Below are 22,138 nucleotides of genomic sequence, written 5' to 3' on the forward strand. Positions count from 1 at the left end.
GGAATTTAAGCCCTCGGACTATTATATCAAACCAAAGTAGCTTTATAGTAAAATGGGATAGGCTGAACAGGGAATTAAACAAGCTTTATAGAGTTCTATAATGTTTTGGCAACGGATTAACTGTGAAACTTAACTTTAGAAAAAAAGATGATTATATATGTCCCTATTGTTTTTCTAAACATGCTTTAAATGAAGTGAATTTTATATGCAAAAATGATCCTGATTTATGTGAAAATGCAAGAAATCTAACGCCTATAAAGCCAAAGAACGTTGAGGACAAAAATGAAATGCCGGATTATGTGTTTTGCAATGAGTGTGGACAGAAAACCAATATAAAAGTATGTCCAACCTGTAATCAAGAACTTCCATATTCAATTGGAGAATATGATAATTTAATATTTGCAGTAATTGGTGCAAAAGAGGCAGGGAAAAGCCATTATATTGCAGTTTTGATTCAAAAGATAATGAATGAGATAGCTTCGGCCTTCAATTATAGCCTTTCAGCAGTTAATGATGCTACTATGAATAGATATAGAAATGATTTTTATAATCCTATTTTTAAGAGAAATGAAATTATAGGAGTAACTCATTCTGCTAAAACGGATGCCTCTGTAAAACAGCCTCTTATATATAATCTTGTTTTTAAGGATAATGGAATCTTTGGAAGCCTTCTGAAAAGTAAGAGGATAAGCAATGCAGTTACTATTGCTTTCTTTGATACTGCAGGTGAGGATCTAGATTCTGAGAATACTATGAAAACTGTAAATAAGTACATATATAACTCTTCAGGTATAATATTTTTACTTGATCCTCTTCAACTGGAGGAAGTTAGGAGGAAGCTGCCTAAAAATATTAAATTGCCACAGCAAAATACAGAGATAGAAGACTTGCTTTCTAGAACGGCAAACCTCATTAGAAAGGCGAATGATATAGGAATGGATAAGCTTATAGACATACCTGTGGCTGTGGCTTTTTCAAAAATTGATGCAGTGGAATCACTGATTGATCCATCAAGCTGCATAAATTATCCAAGCAGCCATGTAAGCAAGGGATATTTTGATTTGGCAGATTTTGAGGATGTAAATGGAACAATGGAATCTTTAGTCAGGAGCTGGGGCGGAGAAAATTTTGCAAATCAGCTTAGTTCAAATTTTAAAGAGTACGCTTATTTTGGATTGACAGCTCTTGGATGTAATCCTGAAAGTAACAGGATAGCTAAGCTTAGACCGCATAGGGTGGAAGATCCTTTTTTGTGGCTTCTCTATAAATACAAGTTTATTAAGGGAGAAAAGAGGAAGTGATGGATAATGGCAGTTCAGCAGCTTTTTTATACGTCCTGTAAAAAGGGATTGTCCTCTGGAATGGGATTTCAAACTTATTCCATGTCAAAGGATATTACAGACAACGAGAGAATGGAAATAGAAAGCCACTGCATATACATACCGCCTTCTAATCTTCCGACACAACCTACCAAAGAAGAGATAGACAGGTTGTTTCCTATATCTTTTTCTTCTTTTAGACTTGAAAATGGAAAGTACTGTATTTCACAAATTAAATATGTGGGAAAAGATTATTCAGAGAGATATGGAAATTATTTTTGCCATGTAATTATATCGAATAATCCTTGGGAATTTTATCCTATAGAGCTTTATAAATCGCCTGTTTTTAGAGATTGTTTGAGTGAAGAAGAAAAAAATGCTGTTGAAATAGACTATCTTCCTGAAATTACAGAGATTCCCCTTGAAAATGTAATTGACTTTGATGAAATAAGTAATTTTTTAAAAGGCAGTGGAGGAGATAGGGGTAAGAAATTTACAAGTCTTTTAGAACGTATTGTGATGTATAATAGTTCCCAAAAAAGAATTATACTTGCAGATGTAAAAGAAAACACTCCTTTATGGATTGGGGCAGTTTGTATGTCACTACCTAAAAAGCTGGCGCAGCAATTTAGTTTTACTACTTACTGCTATAACCCAGACAATATAGATTATATACTCTGCGGTATAAGTAAAATGGGAAGCAAATTTAATTTTGCAGACAATCGAAAGCTGTATGAATACAGTATTTTAAATTTTTCAGAAGATTATCCCAGGGGTAAAAGCAGTTTTTCAAAGAGGGCTGAAGTAGGATACACTGTTTCAAAAGAAGTATTTCTGCCCTTTTTAAAATTTTTAGATCAGTTTGAGTACAATAAACTGGATGAAGAAGTGGATAATTGTGTAACTCTTTATAATATAGTAAAAAAGGGACTCGAAAAATGCAGCGTAGAAGATGTGAAAAAGGCTCTTAGTTTTGCAATTAAGTATAAATCGGAAGAGGCCTATGAAGAATTATTTCATCAGATTAATGCAAGACTTGAAAAGATAAGCACACAGGTAGACGTACAGCTTTGCTATATGATAACTACATTTTTACTTAAAGTGTCCAGATACATAGGTGATGATAATTATATAGTAAAGGCTTATAAATTTTTCTTTGACTCTCTTGATTATATTGCAGTTTACAGCAAAGACACTGATATTTGTGAAATGTTGAATTTGCGTAAAAGAATGGCACAGGATGAAATGGATAATATGGGACAATTTCTAGAAGTCTCACTGAGTCCAGATAGAATAAAAAATATTCAAAAGTATATTAAAGAAAACCCAGTTTATTATTCAATTTCTACAATAGCAGATATAATTTACTCCGGCTACACTTTTAAAGATAAAAATGTGACTTTGCTTTTAAATAACTGTATAAAATTTTTAATAGCATCTGAAGACAGCACCTTATATGTGCTTAATTATTTTAAAAATGATTGTGAGTGCATTTCAAAAATTATTATTAGAATTTACTGCATAAACTATTATTTAGGTAAAAACCAGGCTATTTTGAATTTACTTGCGAAATTTGTTGTAGATGAGGGAAATAAGGATGGCAATTGGAAGAAAAAAGTCTATTTAAATATGTACAACCTTCCAAACTCTTATAATTTTTTATTTTCTCTATATGTTTTTGAACTAAAGGGAAATATTCAAAATCAGGACTTTTTTATAAATTACTGCAGTGAAATATTCAATTCTTTTGAAGAATACAGAAATGAAAAATTTTCAGATGCTTTTAAATTATATTTGGAGTTTTATAATGGAGATAAAGCAGCCCTTGAAAGTTACAAAGGCATACTGAATTATATAATTGAGAACTTAAATATGCACATTGTGGATAAAAAAGTAATGGAAAAGTTTATAACGGATGTGGAAGAAAAGTTAACTATAGATAATGTAGAAGAAGAAGAAGAAAATGCAATTATTGAAGCAATTTTAAAATTAAAAAGAAAGTATAATATTACAACTACCTATAATACATCAGAACTTTTGTATATTGGTAAGAGAATTGAAAATCCAGATATGGACTATGATGAAAAACTTCTTAAGAAGGTCAAATATAACTTTTCATGTATGAGTGAAGAAAAGTATAGAGAATACTTAAGCTGGCTTTTACCTAATATATTAGTGCAGTCTTCTGGATTTACAGGCCATATAAAGGTAAAAAAGACTTTTTTTTGTTCCAAATATGAAGATACCTTTTACAATGTATATGTTAATGGTATAGAGGATATACTTTTTACAAAAAAATATAAAAATTTAATGGGTTCCCAATATAATGAGAGGTATAAAATATTTTTAGATTTTTTCATAACCTTATATAAAAATAAGAAAAATTTAAGTGAAGAAAGGGAAAATATTATATATAATAGAGTAATAGAAATACTTATAAAAATTTCTCAAAAAAAGTTAAAAGAGTATACTGCCTATATTGTTGATAAGACGAGTAAATTAAAAAATCAAGTTTATATTAGAGAAAAGTGGCTTGAAATTGAAAAAGAAGCAGAGGAAAAAGGCAAGAAAAAGGGTATACTTGATCTTTTTAAAAAATGATTTAAAGAGGTGTTATTTACTGTGAAAATTAGAGCTAAGATGGTTCTCATTGCAGTTTTTGTGTATGTTCTCCAATTGGGTTTTATACCTTCACAAAAGGTATACGCCAGTACATCATCTCCAAATGTAGATGTAGTTTTTGTGCTTGATTCAAGTGGTTCCATGAAACAAAGTGATCCAGAGGAGATAAGGACAGAAGCTATAAAGATGTTTTTGGATATGGGACAGGTACAAGGAAACAAGGCAGGACTTGTGGCTTATTCGGATACCATAATAAAAGAACATAACCTGGATGAAATAAATTCTGAATCGGATAAAGAGAGAATAGAGGAAATGGCTTCTAATATACCTCTTGGGCAGAAAACCGATATTGGAAGAGGTCTTTTGGAAGGTGCAAAGGTATTAGATAGTGGACATAACAGCAATAATAGACCCCTTATAATACTGCTGTCCGATGGAAAAAATGATTCTCAAAGAAGTGCCAGTGAATCTTTAAAGGATCTAAATAGCGCAATAAGCATATGCAAAAGCAAAGGATATCCTGTGTACACTATAGGACTCAACTATGATGGAACTGTAGATAAAGCACAGTTAACTCAAATAGCCAGCGAAACAAAAGGGAAAAATTACATAACCAATAAGGCATCAGACCTTACAGATATACTAAAGGATATATATGGAGACAGTGCAAATGTAAAAGTTCAGGATCAGGGAAATATTGTGGCAGATGGAACCTTTCAGGATTTTAAAATAAATGTACCAGGGTCAAATGTTTTGGAAGCCAATATATCCATGGTTACAGACAAACCTTTAGAATTAAAGCTTATAAATCCTTCAGGTAAGGAAGTACAGATACCTTCAAGTGATGTGGTTTTTACAAAGTCAAAGAAGTATTCAGTACTTAAGATTGTAAAACCTGCAGGCGGTCAGTGGAATCTAAAGGTGAAAGGTGTAAGCGGAAGCAATATAAAGATAAGTTATGTATTTAATTATAAAAATCAGGGAAAACAAAATTCTGTAGATAAAAATATTCAAAGCAATAACTCTGCACTTAAAAGTCCAAAGGTCATAGGAGCAGCTGCAGCTGCAGCACTAATTATTATAGGACTTGCAGCCTTTGTACTGATGAAGAAAAGACGTGTACAGGGATTTGGAAGACTGGAAATTCATATTAAAGATGAAAATACCAGTGAAGTTCTTTCACCTCAATTTAGAAATTTGGACAATTATAACGGAAGCTTTACACTTTTTGAAGTATTAGGATTAAAAGAAGAGTATGCAGAAACAGAAAATATAAAATTTATATTTAAAGAAGATGACAGCATAGAACTTGTAAATAAGTCAGGCTGTGTACTGCAAAAGTCTGGTAGAAAGCTTGAGGAAAGTTCCAAGCTAGTTCTTTATAACAGAGATAAAGTAACAGTGTTTTTAAATAAAGTAACAAAGAGTATAACATTAGAATTTCACTCAAAATAGTGTCAAAGGGAGGTAGAATATGAATACTAGAGTTAGGGAACACCTGGAAGACCTTGAAGTTAGCAAAGGTGGAGGAATAATAAGTGACAAGATACGTATAGAAACCATACCTAATCCAGTTCTTGTAATAGGACTTGGAGGAACAGGTATAGATGCTATGCTGAGATTAAAATATCAAATAAATAAAAGATTTGTGCTGGAGCAGGACAGTATTTCAAATACAAGAAAAGATAAACCTAAGAAAGTTGAGTTCTTAGGTTTTGAAACAAATCAGGGAGAGAAAAATAAGAGATATCCCATGAATGGTGGGGTAGGACTTGATCCTCAAAGTGAACTTGTCATGCTTTCAAATGCAGAAGTCAGGTCCATATTGAATGATCGTAAGATACTGGATGATTGTATAAAAGAGTGGCTGGCACCAGAGTTGTCTTCTGAAAGCGGTACTGATGGTGCAGGTGGAGTTAGACAGGTTGGCAGACTGCTGCTTTTTACAAAAATTAATGAGATTGTGGATTGTCTAGAAAAGAAAATAAGACTTCTTCAGGAAGACACAGAGGAAATTTTACATGTGTTTGTACTTTCTGGACTTTCAGGGGGAACTGGAAGTGGAACTTTCATAGATATTGCCTATATAGTAAGGGGAATAATGAATAATATTTACGGAGCAAAAGGCGATGACAAGGTAAATATTATGAGCTATTTATTTATGCCTGATGTGAACTTATCCAAAACTTCCGACAATCAGTCCGCACAATCCTATATTATAAAAAATGGATTTGCAGCACTTAAGGAACTGGATTATCTCATGGGTATTGGAGACAGACATGAGAGGTTTACTCAAAAGTATAGAAACAGGCTTACAGTGGATTCACCTATGCCTCCTTTTAATCTGTGCCATCTTATTTCTGCTACAAATGTAGATGGAAGACCTATGAGCAATGCATATGACTACTGTATGAATGTGACTGCAGAAAATATTGTAAATTTCATGTCAAATGAGGTTAGAGAATCTGGAGGAGTATTTGCAATACAGGATTATATAAGCAACTTGAAGCAGAACACGGATAATATGGCAAAACCATATATGGCAAATTACAAATATGTAATGATAGGTGCCTCCTCTGCAGTACTTCCTCTCGAAGAGATAACTACTTACATGGCATATAAACTTTTTGAAAAAATACAGTATATGTTTGAGAACGTACCTAAAGAACAGGAAATAGATCAGTTTATAAGAAAGGCAAGATTGGATGAGGATGCTGTAATAGATAGATTTGAGGAGCATCTTCAAAATAGAAAGCCACTAACAGGCTATAAAAACAGGGAAAAGTTTAATTATGACAATGTAATAAAAAAGCAGTCCGTGAATATAGATGAAGAGATGAAAGAGTACTTGAGGGACTGCACAAATGAATATGATAAAGTGAAAGTACAATATCCGGGTGAAATTTTAAAACTAGTTAAGGATATGGTTAATCAAATTTTTAAAGACCCTAAAAAAGGACCTTTTTATGCATCTAGAGTATTGTTTTCAGATGGATTTTGTGTTGTAAGAACTCTAGAGACACAAGTAACTTCTTTAAATGAAAGACTTATGAATATTTCTACGGAAATAAAGTCTGCAGAAGAACTAGCTGAGGATAAGTTTGTAGAAGCTAGAAAAGCCCTATTGTTTACTAAAGAAGGTAAAAAAAATGATTACATAGAGGCCAAAAGTGAAGAGTATTTATTAAAATCTGAAGAACAGAGAATAATGAGGATGGCTGATTTTTACAGCAGTGTAATTGAAGAGCTTAGCAAACTGAATAACAGTATTTATAGGGTATACACTGAAATATTAAATGAATTGAACAGGATATTTAAAGAAGATGGAGATGTACTTGTAAAGGGAGAAGAAATAGAAGGGGCCCTTGGAAGAACTTATTCCTGGACAGTAGTAAAAGTGCCGGATTTAGTAGATTATATTGAAAAAGTTGTGAATAAAGAAGAAGCAGATGACATTGTAAGGAGATTTTCTGAGAGACTTTTAGAGGAATCCCAAAAATGGATTGACGAAATGCATATTGATGTGGTTGGATCAATTTCAAATTTTGTATCAGAAGAATATGGAGATGTAATAACAAAGTCCATGGAAGATTTCCTTGCCTTAGAATACGGAGAGGATAAATCTATAATAAATATAGTTAAGGATCAAATTGCACCAAAGCTTGATAGGGATGCAGTGCCTATTTTTCATTTAAGTAATACGGAGGCATTGAATTTCCCGGCATGGAGTATGGTTTCAGTGCCTAGAAATGCAAAGAAAATTCTTGAAGGAATTAAGGAATATAAGAAAAACTCCAATAAAGGCAATGCCATTAACATCAAGGAAAGTATGGTTACAAATAGGATATTCTGGCTTAACACTAAAAATGGAGTTCCATTGTATTCTTATGCTCCTATAAAACATTACGAAGAGATTTATGAAAAAACTATGTTTGAAAGGGATGGAATAGGAAGGCATTTATATCAAAACGGAGAGAAAAATTGGGTATACCTTCCGTCACCTATTCCAGAAGAAGCCTGGGGTACAACTTATGTAAATGATAGAGTAAAAGGATATAATGAAAAAGTAAGGAATCTCTTTGATAGAGCCTTAGAACTTGGATGTATAGTAGATACCCAAAAGGGGAGCAATGAAAGATACAAGTGTGTTATTACTGAAGAATTTGATATAGATAATTTTATGAAAAATTATAATATGGATATGAAAAGTGACAAGATAAATATAGGAGAGGTAAAAAGGGCCATAGGGGATATGAACAAACTTATTCAGGATAAGTTGACCCCTGTGCAAGATAGTGACAGCCAGAAATATTATATTTATGAAAGCAGCAGCATCGAAAAGGCTAAAATTGATCTGATAAGAACTCCAGAGCTTACAGAGCTTGTAAAAAAAGAAGTGGAAAAGTATGAAAAAATAATAGATAAGAAAAAGGAACTTGAAAATGTAATATCAGATTTGAGCAAAGCTGAAGCTAATGTAGATAGTTTTTTAAGGGCACTTTATACGGAAACTATAATAAAAAAGGGTTTGCTTTATGTTTATAATGGAAGTGAAGACAGCAAAGTAGATATAGAACCCTTTATAAATGTATTAAAGCAAAAGGAATATCAGTATAAAGCTATATTTGATAAATATGAGACTTTAGACAAGGGAGAAAAGACTATTGTAGATAAAACTTCAGATAGAAAGTTAGAACAGCTTTCCACAGGAGATGGAGTTGAGATCCTAAAATCAAAAGTAAGTTCTATTATAGAAGAAGTGAAATCATCTGCTGGGGAATTGGACACTAGAAAGTATCAGATGGTAGATGGTGACGAACTGTATGCTTTTTATACTGACATACTTTCAAGACTTCAAGAGGTACAAAAATTGCTGGCTTAGATAATATGGATCTGTAATTGGGAGGAATTTTCATGGAAGAAGTTTTAAAAAATTTTGTGGAAAAGTATGATTTAAAGGTGGAAAGAACAATATACGATGGTGACACTAAAAGAAATGTAAATAATCCCATACTTTTCCTCTTTATAGGGGATAGTACTGAAGATGCCTATGAATATATTAGAAATAGTATAGATAAAAAATGGGATAATGGCAGAGGTGCAGTTTTTATAAATGTTTCCACAAAATCTGTTAAAGACACGGATAATTCTTTTAACATCCAGCTTCATGAAGATTTTAGAAATAAAAAGACATTGAGAAAAGATATAAGAGATAGATTTTATAGTGATAAGGAAGATCTTAAAAACTTAAATCGAAAAATTACAGAAGCCAGGGATAAACTGTTGTCAGAGGGGGACATGTTTAACTCCTTTGACAGCATAAATATTTCTGTAATTACTACGTCTAAAGATCCATTGAATGTAATACTTACAGAAGTAACTGTACTTTTAAAAAAGAGGATGCTGGAGGTATTTAAACTCAGCTCTGCAGATCTCTATGTTTTAATTAAAAGTCAAAATTTAGAGGATGAGGTCTATGAAGGGGCAGTTACAGTAGGATTTTTTAGGGAAGTGGAATATTTTCAAAAGGATAGCTTTAGATTTAAAGAAGACATAGCTGTTTATGGAGATGAGACACAGCTTAATGTTATCTGGGAAGGACCTTTATTTTATCTTACCTATGTTCTGGAAGAAAAAAATGAGAAGGGCATAATTCCCAAAGGTTCCATGGATAACAACTATGAAATAATTTTCTATATAAATCTTATAAAAAATAGGGAGGCATCATCGAACGCCTATTCGGATACAGAAAATCAGTACTATGACAACAATATATTTAAATCAAATATAAGCTGTGATAATTCTATGAACAGGTATATTTCAGCAGGGCTTTCACAGGTGAAAAGACCTAATAGTGCCATTGCTATTTCTGTGCTTGGAGCATTTTATGAAAGAATGTTAAAGGAAATGGATACACTTTCTAAGAAGCAGCAGAAATTTATAAATGAAATTTTAAAAATTGATGAAGCGAGTATTGAACTGCAAGTTGAAGAAATACTTCCTGGTGGAGTAACAATAGAAGACATGCAGGGTATTATGGCAGATAATTTAAAGCAGGTAGAGAAAAAAATATCAAGTTTTAACTTAAAGGAGATAGAAGAAAAGTTATACGATGATAGATGCGAAACATTTTTCTTCGAAAACTTTGAAAAGGCTTCCGAGGCAGCTGTGAAAAGTTGTGATTTAGAAAATAATATGAGAACTTTGATTAGAAAAAATATACTTGAGGACAATAAGCTTAATTTATATTGTGCCTTTAACTGGACCTCGGAGGAAGGAGAAACTATAGATTATATAAGAAATAGAAAAGCTTCTATCTTGAAATTTGTAAGTAAGTTGAATGATGAAATTGAGGATATATACGAAACAAGATTTGCTCCTAGCTTTGGTATTAAAAGTTTTTTTTCAAAAGGTGCCCAGGTAAAAGAAGCTCAGGAGAAAATATTTTTAAATGTATATGGGAGAAAACTAGAAATACTAAAATTAAATATATCAAAGAAAATTCTTGATATTTACGAGGATGTCCTTTTAAAAGTTCACAGTGAAGTTTCAAGTTACATAAATAGGGTAAAGGATTTGGGGCGAACAATAAAAAATTGTGAAAATGAAGTTATAGAAAAACAGGATAAATATACAGCTCAAAATGTAAGGGCTTACTATAAAAATGTAGTAAATGATATAGTGGATAAACTTGAGAAAAATTTTGGAAAAGCTTTTTATTTAGAAGATAAATACATGGGAAATACAGTAGAGAATTTAAAGGAATCGGATGAAAAATTTCTGGGAAAGGTAATATATTTTTGCACTAAATATATTTTAAGTGAGGATCAGTTCAAAAAATCCTTTGAAGAAGAATTTAATGAAAGGGCCAATGTGAATGTTCCTGATTTAGAAAGCAAGGTGTTTTCAAAAGAAGAATTGTATCGAAAACTCTATGATATGCTGGATAAAAATTCAGCTTTGAAAATTTATATAATGAATTATGACGTAAAGCCCTACATGGAAAAATACTTTTTTGGAGATTACAGCAGTGATTTTATAAAGTATGCTTTTGATTTTGACAGGAAAACCAGAAATTATAAAATAGGATACATAGATGAAATAAAGAGCAGTGGTATTGAAAAATTGAATTTAATGGGCGGTTTTGGAGCAAAGGATATTATTTATGTGAGGAATTCAATGGAATTTTATAATTATTGTATTGAAAATGGATATTTGATCCATGGAGTAGATGAGAAACTGCTGCCAGAGATAAACTAGCATAGGGATTGCAGCTTAAAATTTGACTTATTCTCCGGATATTTTTACAACCTTCAGCCCGTTAAATATTTTGATAAGTCTAAGCAAAAAATTTAAAAAAATACTGAGAACTTTTGAAAACTCGTGCCTCAAACAATTCAAAAGTTCTAGATTTTTTAAAAATTTTTTACTAAGACTTATGTGCAAAATATTTAAATGTGCTTCATTATTGTAAAAATATCTCTACGAATAAGTTCAAATTTAGGCTAAAAATCCTATGTAGAAGTATTTCTGGAGAAGTTTCAACTTACTTAGAAGTTGACAGTTGATAGTTGAAAGTGGAGAGTGAATGAGAATTTTTCTCTACTACGTTACGAAAAATATTGAATTTCAAACTCATTGAAGCTTTGCTTCAATGGTGCTATAGTTTAGATTTTCTGCAGTGTTAACGGAAGAAAATCATCCATAACTGTCAATTCTCAACTGTCAATTTTCAATTATATTTTGCCATTGAAAGAGCATATAAAAAATTATTTAAACTTTGATATTTGAACTTTGAACTTTGTTATATGAGGAGGTATCCAGTTGGTAGAAAAAAGAGTAAATTTAACTATGACTGTTATGAGTTTAATAGGAGGCATTATAGGATCTATTATAGGGGAAATTTTTATAAATGCTTATAAGTACAAGATGAGTGGAAGTTTACTTATGGGGTTTTATTTTGGAATTATAGCACTTTGTATAGGTACTTTTTGTCTTGTAGGGGAGATGATAAATCCAAGATTAAATGGCATTACGTGGAAAAACAATTACTTAAAGACTTCTTTTAAATTTTTGATTCCCTGTACTTTTATTGCAATTTTTGTATTTGGCATGCTTTTTCAATTTATATATGAAAGCAGCGGATTGAAGTTTCAGAAGGTGAACGATATAGTTTTTGTAATAGATACGTCAGGAAGTATGGCAAATACTGATCCTCAAAATGAGAGATTTTCTTCGGTTTTAAATCTTATGGATAATATGAACACACAAAATAGGGTTTCAATTTATAAATTTGATGATACTTCAAAGAGAATAATACCTATGACAGAGGTTTCAGATTCCCTTAAGAAAAATGCTGAGGAAGAGTTGAAACAATATGAAACTCCAGCAGGAAATACCAATATGGGAGAAGCCATTGACAGTGCTTATGATGAAATAAATTCAACTAAAAGACCTGGAAGAAAGGCTGCGGTAATTTTACTTTCAGATGGTGAAGATAATTTTGGATTAAATAAAAAGTTTGATGAGACCCTTAGCCCTTTTAAAAATTCAAACATTTCTATTTACACAATAGGTATGTCTAATGAAAATAACTTTACTACACTTAAGAAAATTGCAAAAGATACTCATGGAGAATATTATAATGTAAAAAATGCCAGTGATTTAAAGGGAACCTTTAGTAAGATATATTATGCAACTCAGCAGAGGTTACTGGTAGACAGAAGAGATGGATTAACCGAATCTTCTACTTTATATATGATACTTAGAGTGCTTTTAATTACAATTATATCTGGACTTATAACAATGTCTATAAGTTTTGTATTCGATAATAAAAATTTACTTAAGAGATTTTTAATAGGTGGAATTGCAGCTGGATTTTTAGGAGGACTTATCATGGAAGTAGGATTTTTACATTTCCCAGATCATGGTTCTCTTTATAGGGCAGTTTTAGTTATTATGATTGCACTTATATTTACACTTATTCCAGTTATAGTTGATATAAAAGATTATTCTAAAAGCAGTTATTTAAGAGGAAATCAAAGGGCTAGTTTTGACAAAACTAAAGGTAATACTTTTAGGTAATTACTCAACTTTTGCAAATAATATAAAAACTTTGCGAAACAAAGTTTTTGAGAGGACAGAGGACAATTGACAGTGGACAGTGAATGAGGATTTTTCTCCGCTGCACTACGAAAAATCTTTAATTTAAAAGAAACTCATGCTTTTTTGTTTCTAAGAAGTACTTTCTGAGCAAGCAATTATCTGAAACTCATAGATTTTAGAGCATGCTTAAGCGATGTTTTGCATTAGCAAAACAAGCTTAAAAATAAATTAGTTTTCTGACGTAAGGAGGAAAACTCACCTTCATTGTCCTCTGTCCTCTGTCAATTGTCCTCTTGAAAAAGTTGCTTTGCAATTTATGCTTAAACTGTGAAAGTTAAGATAATTATATTTAGAATTGGGTGGTAGGGTAATGAAGGTAATTGAATTTGAAGATGGTTCTAGTGAAATATGTGAAATTAGCTGCGAAGTTGAGAAAGACAGGCTTTATATAAGATGGAAATGGCCTAAAGATACAGATATAGTGTATGTAATGAAAACTGACAACTTGGATGATTTTTCTTTGAACGATGTAAATTTAGAAAGTGCAAAATTATATACTATGGAAGAATATAAAGAATTCAATGGGTATTGTGAGAGCATTAAAGAAATAAATCAGTATAGGTACTACGTTTTTCCGGCGGTTGAAAGTGATGATGATATAATTTTTGTAAAGCAGAATAATGGTAAGAACCAAATTGTAGTGAGTACAGGTAAACCTGACATATATTATGACATAAAAGAAGTAAAATCTTTAAAGGGTTTATTTTCCAAGAATAAAAAATTGCAGATAACTATAAAGTCAGAAATTCCTCTCCATAAAGATGTACTGTGCTATGTAAAAAAGAGAGATTCTTATCCTGTGAACAATAGGGATGGCATAAGTTTTGATTTTATCTGTGATATTCATGTTGGAGTAAATGAAATGCCAGAAATAACGGTAAAGAAAGATGAATACGTGAAAGTATTTATAAAGGATATTGATAAATATGGCAGCAGTTATAAGCTTTGTAGGTTGTAAGTAAAATTTGAAGTATACTACTAGATATTTTACAACCTTCAGCCCGTTAAATATTTTGATAAGTCTAAGTGAAAAATTCTAGAAAATCTAAGAGCTTTCGAAAACTCGTACCTCAAACAATTCAAAAGTTCTAAGATTTTCACAAATTTTTTACTAAGACTTATGTACAAAATATTTAAATGTGCTTCATTATTGTAAAATATCTCTGCGTATAAGTTGAAATTTTATTTAAAATCACATATATGAATAGCCAATATTAGATCCTCAACTACTCTAAGATATTTTTATTAGTGATTTATGAGGGAGTTCACATTTGTAAGATATTATTAATAATGGATGATAGGTGGTAAGATATGAAAAAGAATAAATTATTTGCATTAATAAATTTCTTAATTATTTTCTTAACATTTTTTATAGGATTTGAAGTTATCAAACTAAAAAGTAATCTAATTAGTTATATTATACTTGGAATAGTAGTTGGATGTCTATTGTACTTATACCCGAAACTATTTGATAATTAGCAATATTTGAATTTAAAATGAGTAATCTTTGTTAGAAAGGAAAAAAGAAATAAAATTTTCCGCTTTAAATTCTCAACTACTATAAGATATTTTTATTAGCGATTTATGAGAGAGTTCACATTTGTAAATAAGTGCAGACTGAAAATTATTTATATAATGCACAAACACTTACTATCGGGAGGGATTGTAGTGAAGCAAAATATTATCGGAACTACAACGGCAAATGGATATCCGTTTTTATCATTGAAGGAGCGTTTCGCAATATACCAAAAGTTAGGATATCGTTCAGTTATGCTTTGGTGGGGAGAAAACGATAAAAACACAAGAAATGAGCGGGTTTCTTTAGCGAATGAGTATAATTTACAAATTGAAAACGTACATTCGGACATAGATAATTGCAATTCTTTGTGGGAAACTGGACCTAATGGCGATGAAAAAACGCAAGAGTTTATTAAGGCAATAAAAGACTGTAATATCAACGATATACGATGCATGGTTATTCATTTGACAAACGGAAGCGCGCCGCCAGAGATATCAGATATAGGTTTACATAGGCTTGAGCATTTATTTGAATGTGCGATAAAACATGATGTTGTATTGGCAATTGAAAATGTTCGCACTGACCAGCATATAAGGTATGTCCTTGATCATTATCATGACAGACACATTGCCTTTTGTTATGATTCAGGCCATTCTAATGCGTGGTGTAAGGATGTTGATTGGTTGTCATTGTATGCGGATAGACTTGCCGCTGTTCATCTACACGATAATAACGGGATAGAAGATCAACATATTCCGCCTTTCATGGGAACAATAGACTGGGTTAAAGTTATGCAAAGAATAAAATACTCTTCATATAAGGGCTGTTTGACACTTGAAACAGAATATCGCGGAAAAGAAGATATTGTTCAGCTTGAAAATTTTCTTAGTAAATCATATCAAAAAGCCACCGATCTCGCTGCCTTATAACTGCGACAAATAAGCAGAACAAAACCCCTGGCTCGCTGGCAAAGAAAAGAGTAAAATAAGAGCATAATCAGTAGTCAAACTATTGCACATTGTTATTTTTATGTGACTTAAAAGTAAGTTATGATGAACTGAAATTGCTAATCTTATAGGGGGATAATATGTTTATAAGGAAATCAGCCCGAGCCATATTAATTAGTAGTGAAAAAATAGGATCTTGGATATGGACAAAAGAAGTAGTCTTTAATGGCAAAAAAGGAGATTTTGTTAGTTATGAGAGGTATTATCTTATTAAATCAGAGAATACAGACATATCCTTTAAAAACATGACACTTAATGAAGTAAGAACATTAAATGGATTCAAATGGTGGAGTATAGATGAATTATTATCATCAAGCGAAGAGTTTTTTACACCACATATTGGCAATCTTCTTTTGGAGATTATTGCTGGAAATATACCCAATAGTCCAATGAACATTTATTAAATAATATAAATGTGTAATATTCTTTTATTATTGAACAATGGTAAAATATCGTGAACTGAAGATTATTTGAATTTGGGGGAAAATGGTTTATGGAATATAACATAGAATTTTGGAATGTATTAGATAGTCTTGTGCAAGAATCGGAGGTTGTTATTGATAGGCCCAAGGGAACAGTTCATCCCAAATATCCAGATTTCTTTTATGAAATAGATTATGGTTATCTAAGAGGTACTTCATCAATGGATGGTAGTGGAATTGATATTTGGAAAGGAACAGACAAGGAACAAAAAATAGATGCGATAATGTGTACTATAGATTTAATAAAAAAGGATTCAGAAATCAAAATATTAATTGGATGTACTGAGGAAGAAAAAGAAAAGATTTATCATATTCATAATGATTCAGCAAATATGAAAGGTGTCTTAATTAGAAGGTTTTAAATTCAATACAAAGTAAGATATGAATTAAAATTTATTTTTTTTACTGGTGAAGAAATAGGAGGATTAGGTTGCAGATATCATTATAAATTCTTTTTAGAAATTGTATATCTGTTCTTTGCTATTTTCAAAAGCTTTGTAGGCTGTAAGTAAAATTTGAAGTATACTGCGAGATATTTTTACAACCTTCAGCTCGTTAAATATTTTGATAAGTCTAAGCTAAAAGAATCAATGGAATAGAGGTATTAAGGTGATGGATGAAAAAACTATGGAAATGCCCCAAAAACCAGATATGAAGAGTGTACGTCAGGCTGTATTATATAATTATATACAGGGGCAAAAGAGAAACAAATTAAAAAGTTATAAGATACTTAATCAATCTGTTAAGAAAGGACAAATTTTATTTGTTGGTTCTTCATTAATGGAATTTTTCCCAATTAATGAGATGCAGCAAACTTTAGAGAAAGACTGTATTATCTATAATCGAGGAATTGCGGGTTTTGTAACAACAGAATTATTAGCTTCTATGAATGAATGCATTTTTGAGTTGGAACCATCAAAAATATTTATTAATATAGGAACAAATGATATGAATACACCAGATTATAAGAAGGAAAATTTAATTGATAACTATGGTAAAATTTTAACTCAAATAAGTGAAAAGCTTCCCCATTGCGAAGTGTATTTAATGGCTTATTATCCATTGAATGCAAAAGCTGATTTCCTTGGAGTAGATGAAGAATTTAAAAAGAGTAGATTTAAGACACGTACAAATACTGTTATTCTAGAAGCAAATAAGGATGTTGAAAAATTAGCTAAAAAACATAATTATAAATTTATTAATGTAAATGATGGATTAATGGATGAAGAAGGAAACTTGAAAGAAGAATTTTCAATAGAAGGTATACATATGTGGCCAAATGCATATTCAGTTATTCTTGAAAATATGAAGAAATATTTATAGCAAGTACTATGTGTTTATTTTCAACTTAGAAGATTTAATATGGAGGAGTGAGATTATGGGAATCTTTAAATTTTTCAAGAGCAGTGATAGTGAACCTAGAAATACTTATGAGAAGGCAACTTATGAAAGAGGTCCTTTTATGATAACATGTCCTTTTTGCTTTAAAAAGTTTAAATCAGATCATGTGGTATTCAGAGCTTCTCACTCGGAAAAGGGTGATCCTGAATATGAAAAATCAGAGGATGAGATTCTTAATAGATACTATAAAAAGATAGGAAAAGGAACATTAGGACCAATGAATCCCATTGTTAAGGCCCAAGTGCTTCCTGAAAGAAATAAGACTAGAGTGGACAAGGTACTGATTGAAATTAAGGATAAATATGATGTAAGTACAGATGAAAGATTATGTCCTTACTGTCATAATGATTTGCCTATAACTTCAGGAAGAGGACCTTCTAAGATTATATCTGTTATAGGGGCTTCCCAAGTAGGAAAGTCTGTGTATATGACAACTCTCCTTTATGTTCTTGAAAAGTATACTTGTGAAAGAATAGGGGCCTCTCTTATTGCAGGAAACTCTGGATACAATGATGAGATAAGAGAGAACCAAGAAAGAATTTTTGAAAAAAATTTAATGCTGGACCCTACTCCAAAACAGCATGTAGAACCTTTAATAGAAAATTTGAAATTCAAAGAAGATAAAATTCCACCTGTAACTCTTATTTTTTATGATATACCAGGTGAGGGCATGACAGATAAGACCTATATGGAAAATCATGCAGAACATATAAAAAATTCAGATGGAATAATATTTCTTGTAGATCCACTTCAAATGAGAACTTTGAGGAAAAAGTTAAGTATTGTAAACAGGGAAAAAGGTGACTTTACAGAAAAGTATCAGGAACCGAAGGATATAATAGTGTATTTGTTTGAAAATTTTATATCCAAGGAATCTAAAGAAAAAACACATATACCTACGGCAGTAGTAGTTACTAAAAGCGATATGCTTAAGAACTTAAAGGATGAAGAATATATAGGAGAGAACAGTAATATATTTAAAGATTACAATCATGAAGGATTTTTTAATTTAAATGAATTTGAGAATATTGATGGTGAAGTTAGAAAGTTTTTATTGAAAGCTGATGCCCCATTTAAAGGTGCCGTGGATGCTTGCTTTAAAACTGTAGGTTATTTTGCAGTATCTTCTTTGGGTTCTAATTCCAATCATCTTGAAATAGATAGAAGGAGCAGTATAAATCCTATTAGAGTGGATGAGCCTTTTTTGTGGCTGCTTTATAAAATGAATTATCTGGATGGGGGCAGGGAATAGATATGATAGAGCAGCAGTATTATACTAGAGAAAAAAAAGGAATATTTAGCAGTACTCCAGGTTATGATACTATTGCAAAAAGCAGCGGACTTGAGGATGAATTCATAAAAGACACTATTCACAGTTTATGCTTTTATGCTGCTCCTGCATTTTTAGCTGGAGAAAAAGATTTAAGTAAATATCCTAAGGTTCTTTTTTATGCAAATGCTGGAGATGGAAAAATTATAATAGGACAGTCAGTTTTTGCAGGGAAGGACTATACATTAAAAAGGAATAGGTATTTTACTCACTGCTATGTAGTACCTGAGAACGAAAGAAAGTTATACATAGAAAATCCTGAAAAAGTAATATACGCTTCAGGATTCGTAGAAAATTATGATATGGAGAAGGGAACTTCCATAGAAAGTTTGAGAGAAATAAAAGTTGAGAGAACTTATGATGTTTTTAATTCTATAGAAGACTTGTTTTTGGCTGCTTCCATAGATAAAAATACATTTATAAATATGATAAAAGCTTGTTTTGATGCAGCTGCTTTTAATAAAAAGATATATATTGTAGTTTCTTATAATAAAAATATGGATAAAGTTATAAAAGGAATACTAAAATACCTGTATAGATCACTTCCTTTTGCAGTAAGGGGAAAGGTTGGTTTTACAACTTATGTGAAGCAGCCTGAGATAAAGGAGTTTATAAATATTGAATTCCTCCTTGAAGGAAGTATAAAAAGGCTTACTCAAGATGTAAAAGCAGGATATGTTTTTGATATGGCAGATAATAATTTCTATCTTGAAGGAATTGATGAAGGACATCATGTTTTTATAGACTTTGTTATGAATAATATAGAAAATGAACGGGCTTTAAATGAATTTTTTATTCAGGCAGATAATGATTGTTCTAGAGAAAAATTTACGATTGATATGTATGATAATATTTTGTGCCCATCTTCTCAAAGTGAAGAAGTTAAAAAAAGTCCTATATGTATGAAGGAAAATGAACAAGTTGAACATAAACATAATCTAGTGTATTTTTTAAAGAAGTTATTTTCAAATAAAGATTAGAGGTGACAAGTAGATGGCTAAATGTAGAGAATGTGGTACAGAGCTCAATGAAAATGATAAGTTTTGTGTATACTGTGGTGCAAAACAGGAAAAGGGACATGAAAAAGAAGAGGATAAAAATGATGATACAAAATACTATGGGAAAGAAAATAATGACTATAAAAAAGAAGATAAAAAGCATGAGGATAGTTTAAAGAACAGCGATACTTTTGATTTTAGTTCATCTCATGAACAAAAGAGGGCAGATAGAAAAGATAAGGAGGAATTTACCCAGGAGTTAGATGAAGATGATACCCCACTTAAGGATAAGCGGCCATTTAATTTCAAAATGATAGGTATAACTGTTTTAACTATAATTGTATTTGTTGTTGCCTTTAAGATGATATCCTCACTTATAAATAAAGGTCCCGGCAAAAATGTTTCAAATGTGGAATCCAAGCAAAACGTTTCTTCTGATCTAAAAGACAGCAGTGAAAATGATTCAGATAATAATTCAGGAGAATACGTGATACCTTACAGCAATACGAGGGCACTTACTAGTAATGACCTGAAAGGTATGAGTAAAAAGCAGCTGGCACTTGCTAGAAATGAAATATTTGCAAGGCATGGCTATACATTTCCTACAGAACCATATAAGAGTTATTTTGCAAGTAAGTCCTGGTATAAGCCTAATCCTAAGTATACCAATGATGGCAAGGAACTTTCTGCTCTTGAGAGACATAATGTAAAGGTCATATTAATAGCAGAAGGCCGTGGGAAATATGTATCACCTGGATATGATGCAGATTATTATCAATGAATCTTACTTAGTGGGAAAAGCAGAGAACTTAAATCTTTGATTTAAAGTGAATCGCTTTCTCTTTAGAGTTTTGGTTTCTCCCACTAAGTTTAGATGAATTATCTAGGGGCGTAGCTACTGTTAGCTCCCACTTTGATAGAAGTGGGAGTGTTACAGTAGGTAGCCATCAGATAAGAAATAGGATAATATACTCACTAGTTATTTCTTTGAAAATGTACGGCGTATAAAAAGTAGAATTTGATATAAAATAGGAGAAATGATATACTTATCTTAAAATTTAATATTGAATCTTAGGTACTTGATTTTTAAGTTTAAAAGGGAAATAAGTGAAGAGCTTATGCGGTCCCGCCACTGTAATGAGGAGTATATTTATGAATTTGCCACTTGGAAACAGGGAAGGCGTAAATATACAATGAATCAGAGCCAGGAGACCTGCCTAAAATTTACGAATAGCTTACGTGGATAGGCTTTAGAGTAAAATAATTTACTTAAAAACTGTTATCTATGGGTAATAGTTTTTTTAGTTTATTAAATTAATTGGAGGAAGTAACTAATGTTTAAGAGTAGAAAAAAATTTGTTTTACTAATTATGATTACGATTACGGTATTTTTGGCGGGATGTGGAGCATCTAATACAAGCAATTCTACTACAGACAGCAGTAGTAAAAGCGAATCTGTTAAAAATACCACTTATCCTTTAAAGTTAAAAGATTCAACTAATACGGAAATTACAATTCAAAGTGAGCCTAAAAAGGTGATATCTTTATCGCCTAATGTTACAGAAACAATCTATGCATTAAACAAACAAAATCTTTTGGTAGGTAGAACTGACTTTTGCACTTACCCTACAGAAGCTTCTAAAATACCATCTGTGGGCACTATAACTGACCCAAGCCTTGAAAAAATTGTTCAGCTTAAACCGGATGTAGTAATAGCTTCCAATTTAACTAAACCGGATATTTTAAAAAAGCTGCAGCAGCTTAATATAAAGGTTTTAACTATTTCAAAAAATGAAAGCTTTGAAAATACTTATAACAATATAGAAAATATAGGAAAAATATTGAATGCTAATAAGAAGGCATATAGTATAGTCTCAAATATGAAAGCAAAGGTTAAACTTGTACAGGAAAAAGTAAAAGGAAAGAGCACCCCTACAGTATATTATGTGGTAAGTTATGGTGCAGATGGTGATTTTACTGCGGGAAAAGACACTTTTATAGGCAAGATGATTGAAATGGCAGGAGGCAAGAATGCTGCCTCTGATGTTACAGGTTGGAATTACAGCCTAGAAAAACTTGTTGAAAAAAATCCTGATATACTTATATGTTCCAACAAATTTAATGCAAAAAATGGAATTAAATCTACGAAAGGCTATAAAGATTTGGATGCTGTAAAGAAAAATAAACTTTTTGAAATTGATGAAGATATTATAAGCAGACAGGGACCTAGACTTGCAGATGGATTAGAAGCTTTGGCAAAGATAATTCATCCTGAAGCATTTTAAGTATATATAA

The 22,138-nt window shown here is 31.4% G+C and carries 16 protein-coding genes and 1 riboswitch; all 16 genes read left to right on the forward strand.

Annotated features, from left to right (window positions below; all coding sequences use genetic code 11):
- Nucleotides 1-122: 122 nt before the first annotated feature.
- The 16 genes from WY13_RS11535 to WY13_RS11605 all read left to right on the forward strand — a co-directional run bounded on the left by WY13_RS11535 (nt 123) and on the right by WY13_RS11605 (nt 22,128).
- Entirely contained in the window at nt 123-1,301 is a 1,179-nt protein-coding gene (locus WY13_RS11535) for a zinc ribbon domain-containing protein (RefSeq protein ID WP_063555794.1), read from the forward strand.
- Nucleotides 1,302-1,307: 6 nt separating this feature from the next.
- A complete protein-coding gene (locus WY13_RS11540; RefSeq protein WP_063555795.1) occupies nt 1,308-3,920 on the forward strand; it encodes a hypothetical protein in 2,613 nt (870 codons plus the stop codon).
- Between the two features lie 21 nt (nt 3,921-3,941).
- Complete coding sequence (locus WY13_RS11545; RefSeq protein ID WP_063555796.1) at nt 3,942-5,396, forward strand: vWA domain-containing protein; 1,455 nt, start codon at nt 3,942-3,944, stop codon at nt 5,394-5,396.
- Between the two features lie 19 nt (nt 5,397-5,415).
- The gene (locus WY13_RS11550; protein WP_063555797.1) at nt 5,416-8,823 is read left to right on the forward strand and encodes a tubulin-like doman-containing protein; all 3,408 of its coding nucleotides are present in this window, start codon (nt 5,416-5,418) and stop codon (nt 8,821-8,823) included.
- 32 nt (nt 8,824-8,855) lie between these two features.
- Nucleotides 8,856-11,201, forward strand: coding sequence for a hypothetical protein (locus WY13_RS11555; RefSeq protein WP_063555798.1), 2,346 nt, complete (start codon nt 8,856-8,858; stop codon nt 11,199-11,201).
- A gap of 564 nt (nt 11,202-11,765) precedes the next feature.
- Nucleotides 11,766-13,025 carry a vWA domain-containing protein gene (locus WY13_RS11560; RefSeq protein WP_063555799.1) on the forward strand — a complete coding sequence of 420 codons (1,260 nt, stop codon included), beginning with the start codon at nt 11,766-11,768 and terminating at the stop codon, nt 13,023-13,025.
- Nucleotides 13,026-13,416: 391 nt separating this feature from the next.
- Nucleotides 13,417-14,064, forward strand: coding sequence for a hypothetical protein (locus WY13_RS11565; protein ID WP_063555800.1), 648 nt, complete (start codon nt 13,417-13,419; stop codon nt 14,062-14,064).
- 353 nt (nt 14,065-14,417) lie between these two features.
- Nucleotides 14,418-14,585 carry a hypothetical protein gene (locus tag WY13_RS21020; RefSeq protein WP_156499024.1) on the forward strand — a complete coding sequence of 56 codons (168 nt, stop codon included), beginning with the start codon at nt 14,418-14,420 and terminating at the stop codon, nt 14,583-14,585.
- A 189-nt stretch (nt 14,586-14,774) separates the two neighbouring features.
- Complete coding sequence (locus WY13_RS11570) at nt 14,775-15,554, forward strand: sugar phosphate isomerase/epimerase family protein (RefSeq protein WP_063555801.1); 780 nt, start codon at nt 14,775-14,777, stop codon at nt 15,552-15,554.
- Between the two features lie 158 nt (nt 15,555-15,712).
- Entirely contained in the window at nt 15,713-16,036 is a 324-nt protein-coding gene (locus WY13_RS11575) for a hypothetical protein (RefSeq protein ID WP_063555802.1), read from the forward strand.
- Nucleotides 16,037-16,125: 89 nt separating this feature from the next.
- Entirely contained in the window at nt 16,126-16,476 is a 351-nt protein-coding gene (locus WY13_RS11580) for a hypothetical protein (protein WP_063555803.1), read from the forward strand.
- A 250-nt stretch (nt 16,477-16,726) separates the two neighbouring features.
- On the forward strand, nt 16,727-17,437 hold the full coding sequence (locus WY13_RS11585) for a GDSL-type esterase/lipase family protein (RefSeq protein WP_242866455.1): 711 nt from the start codon (nt 16,727-16,729) through the stop codon (nt 17,435-17,437).
- A 55-nt stretch (nt 17,438-17,492) separates the two neighbouring features.
- Complete coding sequence (locus WY13_RS11590; protein WP_063555804.1) at nt 17,493-18,767, forward strand: TRAFAC clade GTPase domain-containing protein; 1,275 nt, start codon at nt 17,493-17,495, stop codon at nt 18,765-18,767.
- Nucleotides 18,768-18,769: 2 nt separating this feature from the next.
- Nucleotides 18,770-19,825: a hypothetical protein gene (locus WY13_RS11595; protein ID WP_063555805.1), complete on the forward strand. Its 1,056-nt coding sequence runs from the start codon at nt 18,770-18,772 to the stop codon at nt 19,823-19,825.
- A 13-nt stretch (nt 19,826-19,838) separates the two neighbouring features.
- Nucleotides 19,839-20,624 (forward strand): YARHG domain-containing protein, encoded by a 786-nt coding sequence (locus WY13_RS11600; protein WP_063555806.1) that lies wholly within the window; start codon nt 19,839-19,841, stop codon nt 20,622-20,624.
- Between the two features lie 275 nt (nt 20,625-20,899).
- Nucleotides 20,900-21,078: riboswitch (cobalamin riboswitch) on the forward strand.
- Between the two features lie 99 nt (nt 21,079-21,177).
- Nucleotides 21,178-22,128, forward strand: a complete 951-nt coding sequence (locus WY13_RS11605) for an ABC transporter substrate-binding protein (RefSeq protein WP_063555807.1) — start codon at nt 21,178-21,180, stop codon at nt 22,126-22,128.
- The last annotated feature ends 10 nt before the right edge of the window (nt 22,129-22,138 follow it).

It is taken from the genome of Clostridium ljungdahlii, from assembly GCF_001636845.1.
Classification (GTDB): domain Bacteria; phylum Bacillota; class Clostridia; order Clostridiales; family Clostridiaceae; genus Clostridium_B; species Clostridium_B ljungdahlii_A.